Source organism: Streptomyces sp. RLB3-17, from assembly GCF_007113425.2.
Lineage (GTDB): Bacteria > Actinomycetota > Actinomycetes > Streptomycetales > Streptomycetaceae > Streptomyces > Streptomyces mirabilis_D.
In genome coordinates, this window is record NZ_CP041610.2 from 3,635,437 (window position 1) to 3,653,798 (window position 18,362).

The 18,362-nt window shown below is 71.5% G+C and carries 15 protein-coding genes and 1 pseudogene; 11 read left to right on the forward strand and 5 right to left on the reverse strand.

Translation table 11 applies throughout. From position 1 onward, the window contains the following. Nucleotides 1–29 precede the first annotated feature (29 nt). The 3 genes from aceE (at nt 30) to FNV62_RS16865 (ending at nt 4,451) form a co-directional block, all read left to right on the forward strand. A complete protein-coding gene (aceE, locus tag FNV62_RS16855; protein WP_054230748.1) occupies nt 30–2,732 on the forward strand; it encodes a pyruvate dehydrogenase (acetyl-transferring), homodimeric type in 2,703 nt (900 codons plus the stop codon). Between the two features lie 111 nt (nt 2,733–2,843). Continuing rightward, nucleotides 2,844–3,842, forward strand: a complete 999-nt coding sequence (locus FNV62_RS16860; protein ID WP_143613130.1) for a helix-turn-helix transcriptional regulator — start codon at nt 2,844–2,846, stop codon at nt 3,840–3,842. A 90-nt stretch (nt 3,843–3,932) separates the two neighbouring features. Further along, complete coding sequence (locus FNV62_RS16865; RefSeq protein ID WP_054230746.1) at nt 3,933–4,451, forward strand: DUF4240 domain-containing protein; 519 nt, start codon at nt 3,933–3,935, stop codon at nt 4,449–4,451. Here FNV62_RS16865 and FNV62_RS16870 read toward each other — a convergent pair. Continuing rightward, the gene (locus tag FNV62_RS16870; protein WP_143613132.1) at nt 4,418–4,714 is read right to left on the reverse strand and encodes a hypothetical protein; all 297 of its coding nucleotides are present in this window, start codon (nt 4,712–4,714) and stop codon (nt 4,418–4,420) included. The two genes, FNV62_RS16865 and FNV62_RS16870, sit on opposite strands and share 34 nt — an antisense overlap. Nucleotides 4,715–5,090: 376 nt before the next feature. After that, a complete protein-coding gene (locus tag FNV62_RS16875; protein ID WP_225900267.1) occupies nt 5,091–5,903 on the reverse strand; it encodes a peptidoglycan recognition protein in 813 nt (270 codons plus the stop codon). A gap of 187 nt (nt 5,904–6,090) precedes the next feature. Between FNV62_RS16875 and FNV62_RS16880 the strand changes: the two genes are divergently transcribed. Further along, nucleotides 6,091–7,275, forward strand: coding sequence for a MarP family serine protease (locus FNV62_RS16880; RefSeq protein ID WP_060902030.1), 1,185 nt, complete (start codon nt 6,091–6,093; stop codon nt 7,273–7,275). Between the two features lies 1 nt (nt 7,276). Here the strand turns inward: FNV62_RS16880 and FNV62_RS16885 are convergent, their stop codons facing one another. Continuing rightward, complete coding sequence (locus FNV62_RS16885) at nt 7,277–7,765, reverse strand: GNAT family N-acetyltransferase (RefSeq protein ID WP_181360876.1); 489 nt, start codon at nt 7,763–7,765, stop codon at nt 7,277–7,279. 71 nt (nt 7,766–7,836) lie between these two features. Here FNV62_RS16885 and FNV62_RS16890 point away from each other — a divergent pair, with 71 nt between their 5' ends. Next, nucleotides 7,837–8,763, forward strand: a complete 927-nt coding sequence (locus tag FNV62_RS16890; RefSeq protein WP_144315352.1) for a TIGR01777 family oxidoreductase — start codon at nt 7,837–7,839, stop codon at nt 8,761–8,763. A gap of 644 nt (nt 8,764–9,407) precedes the next feature. Continuing rightward, a pseudogene (locus FNV62_RS16895) lies at nt 9,408–10,766 on the forward strand (NAD(P)/FAD-dependent oxidoreductase); the annotation flags it as partial. A gap of 1 nt (nt 10,767) precedes the next feature. Here the strand turns inward: FNV62_RS16895 and FNV62_RS16900 are convergent. Continuing rightward, nucleotides 10,768–12,207, reverse strand: a complete 1,440-nt coding sequence (locus FNV62_RS16900) for a hypothetical protein (protein ID WP_054229281.1) — start codon at nt 12,205–12,207, stop codon at nt 10,768–10,770. Between the two features lie 302 nt (nt 12,208–12,509). Here FNV62_RS16900 and lipB point away from each other — a divergent pair, with 302 nt between their 5' ends. The 4 genes from lipB (at nt 12,510) to FNV62_RS16920 (ending at nt 16,157) form a co-directional block, all read left to right on the forward strand. Next, the gene (gene lipB / locus FNV62_RS16905; protein ID WP_144315353.1) at nt 12,510–13,307 is read left to right on the forward strand and encodes a lipoyl(octanoyl) transferase LipB; all 798 of its coding nucleotides are present in this window, start codon (nt 12,510–12,512) and stop codon (nt 13,305–13,307) included. Nucleotides 13,308–13,887: 580 nt separating this feature from the next. After that, the gene (gene lipA / locus FNV62_RS16910) at nt 13,888–14,853 is read left to right on the forward strand and encodes a lipoyl synthase (RefSeq protein WP_054229279.1); all 966 of its coding nucleotides are present in this window, start codon (nt 13,888–13,890) and stop codon (nt 14,851–14,853) included. 315 nt (nt 14,854–15,168) lie between these two features. Next, nucleotides 15,169–15,366: a hypothetical protein gene (locus FNV62_RS16915; protein WP_054229278.1), complete on the forward strand. Its 198-nt coding sequence runs from the start codon at nt 15,169–15,171 to the stop codon at nt 15,364–15,366. Nucleotides 15,367–15,455: 89 nt separating this feature from the next. Beyond that, nucleotides 15,456–16,157, forward strand: a complete 702-nt coding sequence (locus FNV62_RS16920) for a DUF4191 domain-containing protein (RefSeq protein WP_054229277.1) — start codon at nt 15,456–15,458, stop codon at nt 16,155–16,157. A 114-nt stretch (nt 16,158–16,271) separates the two neighbouring features. Here the strand turns inward: FNV62_RS16920 and FNV62_RS16925 are convergent, their stop codons facing one another. Then, nucleotides 16,272–16,742 (reverse strand): RDD family protein, encoded by a 471-nt coding sequence (locus tag FNV62_RS16925; protein WP_060895232.1) that lies wholly within the window; start codon nt 16,740–16,742, stop codon nt 16,272–16,274. Nucleotides 16,743–16,941: 199 nt separating this feature from the next. On the opposite strand from FNV62_RS16925, the gene glnA reads away from it, so the two are divergent. Beyond that, complete coding sequence (glnA, locus tag FNV62_RS16930; RefSeq protein ID WP_054229275.1) at nt 16,942–18,351, forward strand: type I glutamate--ammonia ligase; 1,410 nt, start codon at nt 16,942–16,944, stop codon at nt 18,349–18,351. Nucleotides 18,352–18,362: the final 11 nt, after the last annotated feature.

Consider the following 18,362-nt stretch of genomic DNA (forward strand, 5'->3'; position numbering starts at 1 on the left):
ACCCCCCTCCGCATCCGGAAGGCGGCGCAATGACCGACCCCACCGCAATCCAGCCGAGCGAGCTCGACCAGCTCCCGGACCGCGACCCCGAGGAGACCGCCGAATGGCAGGCCTCCCTGGACGCCGTCACCCAGGCGGCCGGGCCGCACCGTGCCGCGTACTTGATGCGCCGCACGCTGGAGCGCGCCGAGGGCAACGGTCTCGCGCTGCCCAAGCTGCTTGAGACCGACTACGTCAACACCATCCCCACCGCCGCCGAGCCCGTCGTGGACGGCGACGAGGCGATGGAAGCCAGGATCACCGCCTGGAACCGCTGGAACGCGGCCGCGATGGTGACCCGGGGCGCGAAACACGGCGTCGGCGGCCACATCGCCACCTTCGCCTCCGCGGCCTGGCTCTACGAGACCGGCTTCAACCACTTCTTCAAGGGCAAGGAGGGTGACGGGTCCGGCGACCAGCTCTACATCCAGGGCCACGCCTCCCCCGGCATCTACGCCCGCGCCTTCCTCGACGGCCGGCTCACCGAGCAGCACCTCGACAACTTCCGCCAGGAGGCGGGCGGCAACGGCCTCCCGTCGTACCCGCACCCGCGGCGCCTGCCCTGGCTCTGGGAGTTCCCGACCGTCTCCATGGGCCTCGGCCCGCTGTCGGCGATCTACCAGGCGCGCTTCAACCGCTATCTGACCAGCCGCGGCATCAAGGACGTCTCGCAGTCCCACGTGTGGGCGTTCCTCGGCGACGGCGAGATGGACGAGCCCGAGTCGACCGCGGCACTCGCACTCGCCTCCCGCGAGGGCCTGGACAACCTGACCTTCGTCATCAACTGCAACCTGCAGCGCCTCGACGGCCCGGTCCGCGCCAACTTCAAGATCGTGCAGGAGCTGGAGGCCCAGTTCCGCGGCGCCGGCTGGAACGTCGTGAAGTCGCTGTGGGGCTCGGCCTGGGACGAGCTGTTCCAACTCGACACCACGGGCGCGCTCGTACGCCGCCTGCGCGAGGTACCCGACGCGCAGGTGCAGACGTACCAGACCCGCGACGCCGCCTACATCCGCCAGGACTTCTTCGGCGCCGACCCGGCGCTGGTCGAGATGGCGAAGCTGCTGAGCGACGACAAGATCACCGAGTGCTTCCACCTCTCCCGCGGCGGCCACGAGTCCCGCAAGGTGTACGCGGCCTACCGCGCCGCCCTCGCCCACAAGGGCGCGCCGACGGTGATCCTGGCCCAGACGGTCAAGGGCTTCACGCTCGGCGAGGGCTTCGCGTCCAAGAACGCCAATCACCAGATGAAGAAGCTGTCGACGGACGAGTTCAAGCAGATGCGTGACCTGCTCGAGCTGCCCATCTCCGACAGCCAGTTCGTCGACGGCGTGGTTCCCTACGGCCACCCGGGCGCCGACTCCCCCGAGGTCCGTTACCTCCAGGAGCGCCGCGCGGCCCTCGGCGGCCCGGCCCCGGCCCGCCGTACGCACGCGCTCGCTCCGCTGCCCGCCCCCGCCGACAAGGCGTTCGCGTCCTTCGACAAGGGCTCCGGCTCGCAGAACGTGGCGACGACGATGGCCTTCGTCCGCCTGATCAAGGACCTCGTCCGCGACAAGGAGACCGGGAAGCGCTGGGTGCCGATCGTCCCCGACGAGGCGCGCACCTTCGGCATGGAGAGCCTCTTCCCCTCCCTCGGCATCTACTCGCCCAAGGGCCAGACGTACGAGCCGGTCGACCGCGACCAGCTGATGTACTACAAGGAGGCCAAGGACGGCCAGATCCTCAACGAGGGGATCACCGAGGCCGGCTCCATGGCGGACTTCATCGCCGCGTCCACCGCGTACGCCACGCACGGCGAGGCGATGATCCCCTTCTACATCTTCTACTCGATGTTCGGCTGGCAGCGCACGGCCGACCAGATGTGGCAGCTCGGCGACCAGCTCGGCCGCGGCTTCCTCGTCGGCGCCACGGCCGGCCGTACGACGCTGACGGGCGAGGGCCTCCAGCACGCCGACGGCCACTCCCCGGTCATCGCGGCGACCAACCCGGCCGCCCTGTCCTACGACCCGGCGTTCGCGTACGAGATCGCGACGATCGTCAAGGACGGCCTGCGCCGGATGTACGGCGAGGCGGCCCCGGGCGAGGACTCGAACGTCTTCTACTACCTGACGGTCTACAACGAGCCGATGCCGCAGCCCGCCAAGCCGGCCGGCCTCGGTATCGACGAGGGCATCGTCAAGGGCCTCTACCGCTTCAACACGGCCGAGTCGGCGGGCCTGTCCCCCGTCGCCAACGCCCCGCGCATCCAGCTGCTGGGCTCCGGCACGGCGATCCACTGGACCCTCCAGGCGCAGAAGCTGCTCGCCGAGGAGTGGGGTGTGGCCGCCGACGTGTGGTCCGCGACCTCCTGGACGGAGCTGCGGCGCGACGCGCTGGAGGCCGACGCGGCCCTGCTGCGCGGCGAGGAGCGGATGCCGTTCGTCCGCCAGGCGCTGCACGGCGCCGAGGGCCCGGTGCTCGCGGTCTCCGACTACATGCGCCAGGTCCCGGACCAGATCGCGCAGTGGGTCGAGCAGGACTACTCCTCGCTCGGTGCCGACGGCTTCGGCCTCTCCGACACCCGTGAGGCGGCCCGTCGCCACTTCGGCGTCGACGCGCAGTCGATCGTCGTCGCGGCGCTGGCGCAGCTGGCACGGCGGGGCGAGGTCAAGGCGTCCGCGGTGAAGGAAGCGCGGGAGCGCTACGGACTCTGAGGGTCCGCCTGTTCCCGGTGTTTCGCGAGGGGCGCGGTGGCTACGGCCGCCGCGCCCTTCGGCGTTCCCGCGTGCCGCTTCGCTGTCGGTGGGGCCCGGCATCATGGCCGTATGCGTGCTGCCCGCCTGATCAAGATGGTGCTGCTGCTCCAGTCACGGCCGTCGATGACCGCCGGCGAGCTGGCGCGGGAGCTCGAGGTGTCCGAACGGACGATCACGCGGGACGCCCAGGCGCTGTCGGAGGCGGGCGTTCCGGTGTACGCGGACCGGGGCAGGGCCGGGGGCTACCGCCTGATCGGCGGCTACCGCACCCGGCTGACGGGCCTGGCGCGTACGGAGGCGGAGGCGCTGTTCCTGAGCGGGGTGCCGGGGGCCCTGCGGGACATGGGTCTGGAGGACGCCGCCTCCGCCGCGCGCCTGAAGGTGTCCGCCGCCCTGCTCCCCTCCCTGCGGGACGCCTCGCGGGCGGCGGGACAGCGGTTCCATCTGGACGCGCCCGCGTGGTTCGACGAACCCGAGACGCCCGAGCTGCTGCCCGTGGTCGCGGAGGCGGTCTGGGACGACCGTCGGATCACCGCGGGGTACCGGCGCGGGACTGCCGAGGTCGAGCGGGTCCTCGAACCGTACGGGCTCGTACTGAAGGCGGGCGTCTGGTACCTGTGCGCGCGGGTGCCCGAGCCCGGGCCGGGCGGGTCCGGCCCCTTCCGGGTCTACCGGATCGACCGCTTCACGGAGGTGAGGCCCGCCACGGAGTGCTTCACCCGGGAGGACGGGTTCGACCTGCCCGGGTTCTGGGCGGAGCGGGCCGGGCAGTTCGCACGGTCCATCCTGCGGGCGGAGGCCGTCGTACGGCTGTCTCCGGAGGGCGTGCGGAGACTCGCGTACGTCGTCGACCCCGCGTCCGCCAGACAGGCGCTGGACGGGTGCGGTGACCCCGACGGGCGGGGCTGGGTGACGGTCACTCTCCCCGTCGAGTCCGAGGAGGTCGCCCATGCGCAACTGACGGGGCTCGGGCCGGAGGTGGAGGTGCTCTCGCCGACGGCGCTGCGGGAGCGATTCGCGGGGGACGCGGTGCGGCTGGCGGCGCTGTACCGGGAAAACGCCTCGTAGCCCGCGGTTTTACCGTCGGCATGTGCGTGCATAACAATCTGCGGCACTCCGCGTGCGTCACTCCCGTTCAGGCCCGATGCTGGACCCGTGATGGACGAGACGGAGTTCTGGGAGCTGGTGGACACGACCCGCGAGGCCGTCGAGGGCGACCCCGAGGACCACGCCGACCTGCTCGTCGAACGGCTCGTCCAGCTGGACCCGGACGCCGTGCTCGACTTCGCCCGTCACTTCGAGGCCCGCTACAACCGCGCCTACCGCTGGGATCTGTGGGGCGCGGCGTGGGTTCTGCTCGACGGGGTGAGCGACGACGCCTTCGACTTCTTCCGGTGCTGGCTGATCGGCCAGGGCCGGGAGGTCTTCGAGGGCGCGATGCACGATCCCGACGCGCTCGCCGACCTCCTGGACGACTTCGACGAGGACCTCGACGGGGACGGTGAGGAGCTCGGGTACGCCGCGGACGAGGCGTACGAGCAGCTGACCGGGGTCGTCGCGCCCGACCTGGGCATTCCGCCCGCGTCGCCCGAGCCGGAGGGTACGCCGCTCGACTTCGAGAACGAGTCCGTGCTGGCCGAGCGCTATCCCAAGCTGTGGGAGCGCTTCAGGGACTGAGGCAACGTGGCGTACGGGGTGACGTACGGGAGACGTGTCTCGCGGTTCTTGTGGCTTTCGTGGTCTTCGTGGTTCTCGTGGGCGTGGTACGGGGGTGCGGCGTTGGCTCGGTCCAGTGCCGAGGCGGTGGCCGCGGCGGGTCCCACGAGGACCGTCACCACGGCGCAGGCCACGGTCCACGGGGTCCGCAACGCGGTGTTCCAACCCCGCGCGCCGGCCGCCCTGTTCGCCTTGCCCGTCTTCTCGGTACGCCTGCTGCTCATCTTCCCCACCTCCGGTCGGCTGCTATGGGAAGAACGCTAGAGAGGGCCAATCTGAGACACCGTTGACTCGACTGTGCACTGTCTGTGAACACGTTCCTCGCCCCCGCCGCCCCTACCCGTCCCATCCCCAACCTGGGAGCTCCGCCCCCAGCCCCCCAACGGCCTGAACGTCCTCGTCCTCAATCGCCGGACAGGCTAAAAGAGGGGCAATGCGGGGCGAAGCCCCCGCCCCAGGGGCGCGGGGAACTGCGCGACCAGCCCCCACCGGCCCGCAGCCGAAGAACCCCCGGCGGACGGGGATACGGGGCGCAGCCCCGTTTTGGGGGCGCGGGGAACTGCGTGAGCGGCGGTCGGCGGGCGAAGTGCGTCGGCGGGGTCAGCGGCCCTGGAGGTGGGCGGCTCGGGAGCGGATTCCGGGGAGTTGGGACGCCAGCGCCGCGCCGGGACAGTTGGTCATGAAGCCCGCGTCGTGCCCGGCCAGCGTGGGCAGCACCGCACTCGTACCGGCGGTGTAACGGCTGAGGTCGTTGCTGGAGACGAGCCGCACCGTGGCACGGGGATCCACGTCGGACAGCCCCAGCTTCCACGCCGCCAACGAAGCGATCGCCTCGGTCATCGCCCGCGGCACCGGCGTCCCCGCCCCGAACGTACCGATGGCCGCGATCCCCGCGGTGCCATGGTTGAACCCCTGCGTGTGCGCTCCGGTGACGGCCCGGTCGACCCCACCCGCCCGCCCCTCGTAGATCGTGCCGCAGCGGTCGACGAGGAAGTTGTACCCGATGTCGTCCCACCGCCGGACGCCGGTCTGACCGGCGTACAGGGAGCGGATGATGCGGGGCACGTCGGCGCACTCGTACGCGTTCGGCGAGTCGGTGTGGTGCACGAAGACCGCGACGACGTGGTCGTCGTAGCGGGCGGGCGGCTGCGCGTGCGCGCTCCCGGCGTCCAGCCACCGCGACCGGGGCACGATGACCGGTCGCGCCGCGCGATGCGGACCCGCGGGCAGCGGCGCGGCCACCGGCCGCTCGCGCGCGACGACCTTCCGGTCGACCCCCACCGCACACACCACCAGCGCGAGCACGGCGAGCAGACCGGGCACGCACCCGAGCACGACGACGGTGGCACGCCGCGCCCACACCCTCCGCGCCAGCCGCGTCCAGGCCCCCCGCGCCTTTCGGAAGACACGCATGGAGCCACCCTGCCCCGGTTCCGGTCCCCCCGCGATGTGTGCTGTGCCACCTGGTGGAACCATCGTCCTGGTCCGGGACGTTTTTACAGGTCCACGCACGCGTGGCCGTTTCCCGGCTCCACGCGCGCGTGCCTGATCACTGGGCCTGCCCCACGCGTACTAAGGGGCCCAAGAGAAAGGCGGCTCCGTGGACCTGCTCGACATCCTGCTGTTGCTGGTGATCCTTGCCTACGCGGCGTCCGGCTACCGGCGCGGGCTGGTAGCCGGCTGTGTCTCGCTGGCCGGGTTCGTGGGCGGCGCCGTCATCGGCGTATGGGTGCTGCCGTGGATGATGGACCTGGTGACGGCGGGGACGTCGGCGGCGACGGTGACGGCCGTGCTGACGGTGCTGGTACCCGCCGTGGTGGGCCACGAGCTGGCGGGCCGGCTGGCGCTGAAGCTGCGCCGCGAACTGGACCAGGGGCCGCTGCGGGTGGCCGACGGGGTCGGCGGAGCGGCGGCGAACACGGTGGCGGTGCTGCTGGTGGCCTGGGTCGCCGCGAGCGTCCTGGGAGCCTCCTCGTCCACCCTCATCACCCAGTCGATCCGCAACTCCGCGCTGCTGGGCGCCGTACAGACGGCGATGCCGGACACCACGCCCACCTGGTTCTCACGAGCCACCTCGGCGCTGACGGAGGCGGGTTTCCCGCAGGTCTTCAACCCGTTCGAGAACGAGCCGACGGCGGGTGTCGCGAAGCCCTCCGGCGACAGCGTCACCGCGGCGGCGACGAGCGCCGCCAAGCGCAGCACGGTGAAGATCGAGGGCGCCGCGGGCAACCAGGGCCGCGAGGGCAGCGGGTTCGCGTACGCGGCGCAGCACGTGATGACCAACGCCCACGTGGTGGCGGGCATCGACAACCCGACCGTGCGGGTGGGCGGTGTGGGCCGTGTGTACTCGGCGCGGGTGGTGTTCTTCGACCCGCGCAAGGACGTCGCGGTCCTGTACGTGCCGGACCTCAGGGTTCCCCTCCTGCGTTTCGACGACAGCGCCAAGCGCGGCGACTCGGCGGTCGTCGCGGGCTATCCGCAGGACGGCGGTCTGGATCTCCAGGCGGCCACGGTCGCAGGCCGGATCAACGCGCGGGGCCAGAACATCTACAACTCGAGCATGGTCACCCGGGAGATCTACTCGATCCGCTCCACCGTCCGCCCCGGCAACTCCGGCGGCCCACTCCTCACCACCGGCGGGCGGGTGTACGGCGTCGTGTTCGCCCGCTCGACCTCGGACAACGAGACGGGTTACGTCCTGACGGCCGACGAGGTCGCGGGCGACGCCCAGCGCGCGGCGACCGCGACGACACCGGTGGACACGGGTGACCTGATCACCTCGTAGCTCAGAGAAAGCGGCCCATGAACACGTCGTCGACGTACTGGCCGTCGAGCAGGAACTCCTCGGGCAGGACGCCCTCCACCTGGAAGCCCTCGGACTCGTACAGCTTCCGTGCCGGGGCGTTGTGCCCGAGGACGCGCAGCGTGATCCGCCGGGCGCCCTGCCGTCGGGCCCCGTCCATCACGGCCCGCAGCAGCTCTCGTCCGACGCCCGCGCGGCGCGCCTCCTCGGCGACGACAAGTCCCTGGATCTGCCGGACGTGGGAGTTGCAGGCGAGGGGCGTGGGATAGCCCAGCCGGATGTAGCCGACGAGGACGCCGTCGAGTTCGGCGACGTGGTGGTCCCGGGGGCCGAACCGCTCGTTGTAGAAGGGTTCGTACGGCGGCTGGGGGCGTGGCATGACGGCGTGCTGGGTCGACCAGGTGACACGGTCGAGACGGCCGAGCGCGTCCTCGTCGTCGAGGGTGGCGATGCGTATGTGCGGTACCGGCATGAAGGTCACTTTACGGCGGCCCCGCGCAGTTCCGTCCGGTACTTTCCCGGCGCGCGCGGCAGGATGGGCGCATGAACGACTCACCGCTCGCTCCGGATTCCCGTAGGTCCCGTGTCGCGATCGCCGGTGCGTCCGGCCTGATCGGTTCGGCGCTGACGCGCTCCCTGACCGCGGACGGACACGAGGTGGTCCGCCTCGTACGGCGTGCGCCCCGCGGGAAGGACGAGGTGCGGTGGGATCCGGACGGGCAGCGGATGGACGCCGCGGGGCTCGCCGGGTGCGCGGCGGTCGTCAATCTCGCGGGGGCGGGGGTCGCTTCGCGGCGGTGGACGGAGGCGTACAAGCGGAAGATCCTGGACAGCCGGGTGCGGGGGACGGCGACGCTGGCCGCGGCGGTGGCCTCTCTCGACGAGCGGCCACGGGTGTTCGTCAACGGGAGTGCGATCGGGTTCTACGGCGAGACGGGCGACCGGGTGGTGGACGAGTCGGCGCCGCCCGGGGAGGGATTCCTTTCCTCCGTGTGCGTGGCCTGGGAGGGGGCGGCGGCACCGGCGCGGGAGGCGGGTGTCCGTACCGTCTTCGCCCGTACGGGGCTGGTGGTGGCCCGTGAGGGCGGGGCGTGGGGGAAGCTGTTTCCGCTCTTCAAAGCGGGGCTCGGTGGGCGGATGGGGGACGGCCGCCAGTACTGGAGCTACATCTCCCTGCATGACGAGGTGGCCGCGATCCGGCATCTCATCGACACGTCGTCGCTGTCCGGGCCGGTGAACCTCACCGCGCCGACGCCGCTCACCAACCGGGAGATCACCGAGGCGATGGGGCGCGTCCTGCATCGGCCCACGGTCTTCCCCACCCCGGCTCCCCTCCTGCGCCTCGCCCTCGGCGACATGTCCGGCGACATCCTGGGCAGTCAACGTGTCCACCCCACCCGCCTGCTGTCCTCCGGCTTCACCTTCGCCTTCCCGTCGATCGAGGAAGCGTTGCGGGCGGCGCTGCGCTGAAAAACGTTCCTCGCCCCCGCCGCCCCTACCCGTCCCATCCTCAACCTGGGGGCTCCGCCCCCAGCCCCCCATCGGCCTGAACGGCCTCGTCCTCAAACGCCGGACGGGCTGGAGACGCGGGCCGGGGTGGGTGGTGTGCGCCCCCCGACCTCGCCCTGAAACGCCGGACGCCCCAGAGCCTTCAGGGGCGCGGGGAACTGCGCGCCCAGCCCCCACCGGCCCGCAGCCAAACGAATTCGGGTGGGCGGGGGGCGCGGGCGAAGCCCCGTCCTGGGGGCGCGGGGAACTGCGCGACCAGCCCCCACCGGGCCCGCAGCCAAAGGACTTCGGGTGGGCGGGGGGCGCGGGCGAAGCCCCGTCCTGGGGGCGCGGGGAACTGCGCGACCAGCCCCCACCGGGCCCGCAGCCAAACGAGTCCGGGCGCCCGGGGATGCGGGGCGGGGCCCCGCCCCAGGGGCGCGGGGAACTGCGCGAACGGCGCCCGCTCACCCGCGGACAGAGAATCCGTGCACCCCCATGCGACCGTGCACGCCCGACGCGCGACTGTCCACGGCTCCAGACACACCTACCCTCGACCCGAACTCGGGTATCCCCAGGGCAGGTTGGGGGCATGACGTTCCCACCGGCCGCGCAACCTCGAGGAGGGGTACGTGCTAGAGCCCGTAAGCAAGGCGGACGTGGACGTCGTCATCGTCGGGGCCGGAGCCGCGGGACTCGCGGCCGCCCAGCACCTGACCAGGGCAGGCCTCACGACGAAGGTTCTGGAGGTCGCCCCCACCGTGGGCGGCCGCATGACGACGGAGAAGGTGGACGGCTTCCGGCTCGACCGCATCGGCCGGCTCCTGTCCACGTCGTACCCCGAACTGCACCGCACCCCGGGCCTGAACACCCTGGCCCTGCGCCCGTTCTCGCCGGGCGTGCTGCTGCACAGCGACGGCCGTCACCACCGAGCCGCCGCCCCCACCACCCCCCGGAGCGCAAGGGGCGCACTCACCGCCGCACGCGCCCTCGCGAGCGCCCCCCGTCTCCCCCGGAGCCAGTCCTCCCGCCCCGGCCCCCTCGGCGGCCACCTCGACCAGACCCGCCTGGCCACCGCCCTCGCCCGCCTCGCCGTCACACCACCCGAACGCCTCCTCACCCGCCCCGACCTCCCCACCGCACACGCGCTGACCACCCGTGGTCTGCCGCCCCGCGCGGTCGACGGCTTCCTGCGCCCCCTGCTCGCCGCACTCCTGTGCGACCCGGCCCTCACCACCTCCAGCCGCGCCGCCGACCTGGCCCTGCATTCGTTCGCGTCGGGCCGGCTGTGTCTGCCGGAGGGCGGCGCGGACACCCTGCCGGAGCTCCTGGCGGCCTCCCTGCCCCCGGGCACCGTCCACACCGGCGTCGAGGTCACCGCGGTCTCCACGACCACCGTGACGACGAAGGACCACGGCGAACTCAGCTGCCGGGCCATCCTGCTGGCGACCGGAGCCCGCGCCGCGGCCCGGCTGCTGCCCGGTCTGCGCGTCCCGGCCTTCCATCCGGTGACGGTCCTGCACCACACCACGGACGAGCCGCCGTTGACCGACCCGGCCCTGCTGCTGGACGCCGACCGGAGCGGCCCGGTGGCGCAGACCGCGGTCATCAGCCAGGTCGACCCGTCCCGCGCCCCCGCCGGACGGGCGCTCGTCTCCTCGACGGTGCTGGGCACTCCCCCGGCCGCCGCCCATCTGGACACCGCGGTCCGCGCCCAACTGGCCCGTCTCTACGGCACGTCGACGACCCGCTGGGAACTCCTCGCGGTCCACCACACCCGTGACGCGGTCCCCGCGATGCCCCCGCCGCACGACCTGCGCCGCCCTGTGCGCCTCCTGGCGGGCCTGTACGTCTGCGGGGACCACCGGGACACCGGCACGGTCCAGGGCGCCCTGCATTCGGGCCGCCGGGCCGCCCACGCCCTCCTGATGGACCTGGGCGCCCGTCCGGCCGCGACGGAGGAGCCTCTGGAAACGGCGGCCTGAGTCAGCCCAGGGCCGCCACCCGATCCCGGTAGCCCCGTACGGGTGCCGCGTCCCGGTACGGTTCGAGCCGCCGCTCGAAGTCCCGTACGTACTCGACGGCCCGGACCGACCGCATCTCCGCCGCCTGCCCCGCGGCCTCGGCGCCCAACAGGCAGGCCTGGTCGAGCTCACCGAGCCCGAGCCGTGCCGAGGCGAGCACCACCCGGCAGAACAGCCGGCTGCGCGCGAAGCCGGGCGCCCGCAACTGCAGCGAGCGCTCGGCGTGCTGCGCCGCGGCCCGGTACTGCTGCAGATCCCGGTGGCAGTGCCCGAACTCGTCGGCGAGCTGCGCCTCGTCGAAGAACCGCGCCCAGTGCGGGGCCTCGTCCCCCGGCCGGGCGGATTCGAGGGCCCGCTCGGCGCGCACCAGCGACGCCGTGCAGGCCCGCACCTCCCCGAGTACACCGTGCCCGCGCGCCTCCACGGAGTGCAGCAGCGCCTGGACGACGGGCGGCACGGACGAGCCGACGCCCTGCTGCGCGACCCGGGCGAGCTGCACGGCCTCACGCCCGTGGCCGAGGTAGACCGCCTGCCGGCTCATGGTGACCAGGACGTACGAGCCGTACGCCCGGTCGCCGGCCGCCTGCGACAGCCGCAGCGCCTGCACGAAGTAGCGCTGCGCGAGCCCGTGCGCGCCGATGTCGTACGAGGTCCAGCCGGCGAGGCGGGTGAGGTCGGCGGCGGCCGCGAACAGGCGGCGGCCGGTCTGCTCTCCGTACGCGCCGCGCAGCATGGGCTCGGCCTCGTGCTCCAGGTAGCGGACCAGGGCCTGGCGGGCGTGGCCGCCGCCGTAGGCGTGGTCGAGGGCGCGGAACAGTTCGCCCACCGAGCGCAGGGCGGCGATGTCCCCGCCGGTGACCTTCTGGCCGGGGCCGCGTTCGGTCTGGCTGCGCTGGCGGGGGACCGCGGGCCGCCCCTGGGCGGGGATGCGCGCGGCGGCCTGGTCGCCGCGACTCACCCGGTCGTCGGCCCGTCCGATCAGCCAGTCGCGGCTGGGGACGACGAGTCCCGCCGGGGTGAAGGCGATCTTGCGGAGCTCGGCGTGGCTGCCGGAGTCCTTGCGCCACAGGCCGCTGACGATGTCGACGGCCTCCTCGGGGGTCGCGGCGAACTCGAGGCCCGCGTAGACGGGCGCGCAGGCGTCGAGCCCGAGGTCCTGCGCGGTGAGGCGACGGCCGAGGCGCCGTGTGAACACCTCGGCGATGAGGGCGGGCGTGGTGCCGCGGGGCTGCTGCCCGCGCAGCCACCGCGTCACCGATGTCTTGTCATATCTCAGGTCAAGTCCGTGTTCGAGTCCGAGCTGGTCCACGCGACGGGCGAGACCCGCGTTGGAGAACCCCGCTTCTGCGATGAGCGCGGCGAGCTGGCGATTGGGAGTGCGCTGCGCGGGTCGTTCCGTCATCTGCGGTGCGGTCTCCTGCCTTCCGGGCATCACTGGGTGCCCGGATTGCCTGTGAGCAGCCCTTATGGCCTCGTGGACGGCGCGAATGTAGCGGAGAGTAAGCACCTGATCGCACGCATCGGCATACATTCATCCGATCGTGTGAGGATTGACCGCTGGGCTGACGCGCGCGGCCCGGACGTACAGTGGCGTGGGCGCGTTACGTACCTGACGAAAGGTTCTTTCGCCTGCCGCGCAACGGGCCCGCCGGTTGCCACACCACAGGTTCTGAAGGTTCTGAGGCTTCTAGGGAGGCGCTTGCCGTGAGTGAGTTGCGGTTCGTCCGCATGGGATTCGGTGCCGAGGCCGTGGAGTACCAAGAGGCCTGGGACGAGCAGCGCCGCGTGCATGCCGCCCGTTTCCTGGACGAGGTCCCCGACACCTGTCTGCTCCTGGAGCACCCGCCGGTCTACACGGCGGGCCGGCGTACGGCGGACAGCGAACGACCCCTCGACGGCACGCCCGTGGTCGACGTGGACCGCGGCGGCAAGATCACCTGGCACGGGCCCGGGCAGCTCGTGGGCTACCCGATCCAGAAGCTGCCGCGCCCGGTGGACGTGGTGGCGCACCTGCGGCGGCTCGAAGAGGTCATGATCCGGGTCTGCGCCGAGTTCGGCGTCGAGACCAGCCGGGTGGAGGGCCGGGCGGGCGTCTGGGTCCTGGGCGATCCCGTCGCCGCGCGCCCCTCCCTCGGCGGGCTCTCCCTCGACTTCGACCTGCGGCTGACGGACGAGGAGTTCGACCCCCGTCTGAACGGGCCCGAGTACGCGCCCTCCAACGCCGGGCAGCGGCGCGAGGACCGGAAGATCTGCGCCATGGGGATTCGGGTCGCCAAGGGCGTCACGATGCACGGCTTCGCCCTGAACGTGAATCCGGACACATCCTCCTTCGACAAGATCATCCCGTGCGGGATCCGGGACGCGGGGGTGACGTCCCTGGCGTACGAGCTGGGGCGCGACGTCACCATCGCCGAGGTCCTGCCGGTCGCGGAGAAGCACCTCCGCGACGTCCTGGGGAACGCCGACCTGCGCCCCCGCGAGGTCGAACGGGCCTCGGCCTGACGAATGCCGGCCACGGGTGAGTGGGGCTTGCTCGCGCAGTTCCCCGCGCCCCCGTACGTCCGGTTCGTTTGGCTGCGGGCCCGGTGGGGGCCGTTCGCGCAGTTCCCCGCGCCCCCAGGGCAGGGCTTCGCCCCGCGTCCCCCGCCCACCCGAAGTCCTTTGACCGCGGGCCGGTGGGGGTTGCTCGCGCAGTTCCCCGCGCCCCTGGGGCCGGGGCTGCGCCCCGGATCCGCCGGCCGCCCGATTCGTTTGACTGCGGGCCGGTGGGGGCCGGCCGCGCAGTTCCCCGCGCCCCTAAAGGCTCTGGGTCGTCCGGCGTTTCAGGGCGAGGTCGGGGTCGCACCCCACCCACCCCGGCCCGCATCTCCAGCCCGTCCGGCGTTTGAGGACGAGGACGTTCAGGCCGATGGGGGGCTGGGGGCGGAGCCCCCAGGTTGAGGATGGGACGGGTAGGGGCGGCGGGGGCGAGAAAACCCCCGGGAATGCACCCCCGGTCCGCAAGGTTGCCCACCCCGGGGGCCGAGAACCGTACGGGCGTACCCTGGTGTACGCCGAAGAATCGAAGCTACAGGGAGCCGATGTGTCCGCAGTCGCACCCGACGGACGCAAAATGCTGCGCCTGGAGGTCCGGAACGCCCAGACCCCCATCGAGCGCAAGCCCGAGTGGATCAAGACCCGGGCGAAAATGGGCCCCGAGTACACGAAGATGCAGAACCTCGTGAAGAGCGAGGGCCTGCACACGGTCTGCCAGGAGGCGGGCTGCCCCAACATCTACGAGTGCTGGGAAGACCGCGAGGCCACGTTCCTGATCGGCGGCGACCAGTGCACCCGGCGCTGTGACTTCTGCCAGATCGACACGGGCAAGCCGGAGGCACTCGACCGCGACGAGCCCCGTCGCGTGGGCGAGTCCGTGGTCACGATGGACCTGAACTACGCCACCATCACCGGCGTCGCCCGCGACGACCTGGAGGACGGCGGGGCGTGGCTGTACGCCGAGACGGTCCGCCAGATCCACCGGCAGACGGCGGAGCGCGAGGCCGGCCGCACCAAGGTCGAGCTCCTCGCCCCCGACTTCAACGCCGAGCCCGCCCAGCTCGCCGAGGTCTTCTCGTCCCGCCCCGAGGTCTTCGCGCACAACGTCGAGACGGTCCCCCGGATCTTCAAGCGCATCCGCCCGGGCTTCCGCTACGAGCGCTCGCTGAAGGTCATCACCGAGGCGCGCGACTACGGTCTGGTCACGAAGTCGAACCTCATCCTCGGCATGGGCGAGACCCGCGAGGAGGTCAGCGAGGCCCTCACGCAGCTGCACGAGGCGGGCTGCGAGCTGGTGACCATCACGCAGTACCTGCGTCCCTCCGTGCGCCACCACCCCGTGGAGCGCTGGGTCAAGCCGCACGAGTTCGTGGAGCTGAAGGAGGAGGCCGAGCAGATCGGCTTCTCCGGTGTCATGTCGGGCCCGCTGGTGCGCTCCTCGTACCGCGCCGGCCGGCTGTACCAGATGGCCATCGAGAAGCGGGGCGCGTACGTCGCCTCGCAGGCGGTCTGAACACCCGTACGGAGTAGTCCGGGCGACACAATTTAAAACGCCGTACAACCCGAGCGGTGGCACTCAGTGCCACCGCTCGCGTGTGAATCGGCGCACAAGCAACTCCCCCCACAATGTGGCCAATTCACCGCGCTGCGGACCGTCCGCGCAGATGGGGACAGGCGTCAGGACGGCGTCATGCTGGAGGCCCGCCGCATCAAGGCTTCATTGGTGTTTGACCGGTCGGTCACGCCCTGGTAACACCAATCAGTGACCCTGGTCTTACGCCACGTACCGCCCCGTCCAGAGCCGCCATCCCGAGGGGGGACCTCCATCATGCAGGCCGCGCCCGTACGCGCCACAGCCATCCCGTCGTTCACCGATGCACTCCGTGCCGTCGAGTCGCTGCTCATGAGCAGCGGTCAGCGCACCGCCCGCCGCAACGCCTGGACCTCCGTCCTGGAGGATCGCCGCCGCGCCAAGGACCGGGTCGAGGCGCAGCGCGTGCTGGAGTCCGTGGCGACGCGTTCGTAGCCGTCGCCGGACCCCCCGTGCGGGCGCTGCCGCCGCCTGCCCGGACACTGCCGTCGTCGGCGCTTGTCGGGCCACGTAGACTTCGTGGCATGGCGAGGAAGGAAACTGCAGCGGACGCTGCTAACCCCGGGCGACTCAAGCAGATCGCCCTGACCTACAAGATGACTCGCAAGGCCGACTCCAAGATCGGTCTTGTACTCGCGGCAGTCGGAATCGTCACCTTCGGTGTCTTCCTCGCGATCGGCCTCTTGATCGACCACCCGTTCTACCTGGGCATTCTCGGCCTTCTGCTCGCCTTCCTCGCGACGGCGATCGTCTTCGGGCGCAGGGCCGAGCGAGCCGCGTTCGGACAGATGGAGGGCCAGCCCGGCGCAGCTGCGGCCGTGCTGGACAACATCGGCCGGGGCTGGACCACGACTCCGGCGGTGGCGATGAACCGCAGCCAGGACGTGGTGCACCGCGCGGTCGGCAAGGCCGGCATCGTGCTGGTGGCCGAGGGCAACCCGAACCGGGTGAAGAGCCTGCTGGCGGCCGAGAAGAAGAAGATGGCGCGGATCGTCGCCGATGTGCCCGTGCACGACGTGCTCGTGGGCTCCGGCGAGGGTCAGGTGGAGCTCAAGAAGCTCCGCACGACGATGCTGAAGTTCCCCCGCGTCCTGACCGGCCCGCAGGTGACGGCCACCAACGACCGGCTGCGCGCGATGGGCGACCTGATGAGCAACATGCCCCTTCCGAAGGGTCCGATGCCCAAGGGCATGCGGATGCCGCGCGGCGGACCGAAGGCCCGCTGACACTCCTCTGAGCAGCGTTACGACGATGGGGGCGCCCGGATCACTCCGGGCGCCCCCATCGTCGTACCCCTCGCCGTACGGCCTGATGTCGTCGTACGGGGTCGTGCCCGGTCGCTAGGCCCGGACCTCGATCGTGCGGGCCAGGCGGTCGTGCAGGCCGCGGCCGTCGCGGTCCCAGATCAGGGCGGGGATGGCCACGCACAGCAGGGCGGTGCGCAGCAGGACGCGCAGCGGGTTGAGACGGCCACCGCCCTCGGGGACGATCCGCAGGCCCAGGAGGCGCTTGCCCGGGGTGAAGCCGACCGTGCCGACGGTCAGGACGCCCAGGACGAAGAAGACGAGCAGGGCCCAGTTGCCCGTCGCACCCGGCTTGTAGCCGTGGGTGAGCAGTCCGTATGCGATCAACAGGCACAGGGCCCAGTCGATGGCGAGGGCGCCCAGCCTGCGGCCGGGGCGGGCGATGGAGCCGGGGCCCTGTTCCGGCAGACCCAGCTGTTCGCCCCGGTATCCGAGGTCGGCACCGGCGTCCTCCAGGGCCGCGCGGGGTCCGGAGAGCCACGATCCGATTGCTTGCCTGTTGTCCACCCGTCCACGGTACTGCGCCCGTTTTGCCATGCGGACAGGAGGGGCCTGGCGACCCCGGGTCGGTTAACTTGGGCGAAACAAATGGGTCACGCTGGAGAAATCCCCCATCCCTATGGTCGGCTGCAGCGTGTGCCACCGCACTGGCCGCACGAACGAACTACCACCCCGGTCCACTGTGGGCGGGAGTAGGAGGAGCTGGATGTTCCAGAACGCCGACGAGGCCAAGAAGTTCATCGCGGACGAGGACGTCAAGTTCGTCGACGTCCGCTTCTGCGACCTGCCGGGCGTGATGCAGCACTTCACGATCCCGGCCGAGGCCTTCGACCCGGCCGAGGAGCTCGCATTCGACGGTTCCTCGATCCGCGGTTTCCAGGCCATCCACGAGTCCGACATGGCGCTCCGCGCCGACCTGTCCACCGCGCGCGTCGACCCCTTCCGCCGCGACAAGACGGTCAACATCAACTTCTTCATCCACGACCCGATCACGGGCGAGCAGTACTCCCGTGACCCGCGCAACGTGGCGAAGAAGGCCGAGGCCTACCTCGCCTCCACCGGCATCGCCGACACCGCGTTCTTCGGCCCCGAGGCCGAGTTCTACGTCTTCGACAGCGTGCGCTTCGACACCAAGTCGAACGAGGCCTTCTACCACATCGACTCCGAGGCCGGCGCCTGGAACACCGGCGCCCTCGAGGACAACCGTGGTTACAAGGTCCGCTACAAGGGCGGCTACTTCCCGACCCCGCCGGTCGACCACTTCGCCGACCTGCGTGCCGAGATCTCCCTGGAGCTGGCCAAGTCCGGCCTCCAGGTCGAGCGCCAGCACCACGAGGTGGGCACCGCCGGCCAGGCCGAGATCAACTACAAGTTCAACACGCTGCTCGCCGCGGCCGACGACCTCCAGCTCTTCAAGTACATCGTGAAGAACGTCGCCTGGCGCAACGGCAAGACCGCGACCTTCATGCCGAAGCCGATCTTCGGCGACAACGGCTCGGGCATGCACGTCCACCAGTCGCTGTGGGCCAACGGCGACCCGCTGTTCTACGACGAGGCCGGTTACGCGGGCCTCTCGGACACCGCCCGCTACTACATCGGCGGCATCCTCAAGCACGCCCCGTCGCTCCTCGCCTTCACGAACCCGACGGTGAACTCGTACCACCGTCTGGTCCCCGGCTTCGAGGCCCCGGTCAACCTGGTGTACTCGCAGCGCAACCGCTCCGCGGCCATGCGTATCCCGATCACCGGTTCGAACCCGAAGGCCAAGCGCGTCGAGTTCCGTGCGCCCGACTCCTCCGGCAACCCGTACCTGGCCTTCTCGGCCCTGCTGCTCGCGGGCCTCGACGGCATCAAGAACAAGGTCGAGCCGGCCGAGCCGATCGACAAGGACCTCTACGAGCTCGCCCCCGAGGAGCACGCGGGCGTCGCCCAGGTCCCGACCTCCCTCCCGGCCGTCCTCGACCGCCTCGAGGCCGACCACGAGTTCCTGCTCGCGGGCGACGTGTTCACGTCCGACCTGATCGAGACGTGGATCGACTACAAGCGCACGAACGAGATCGCGCCGCTGCAGCTGCGTCCGCACCCGCACGAGTTCGAGCTGTACTACGACGTCTAAAGATCATGACG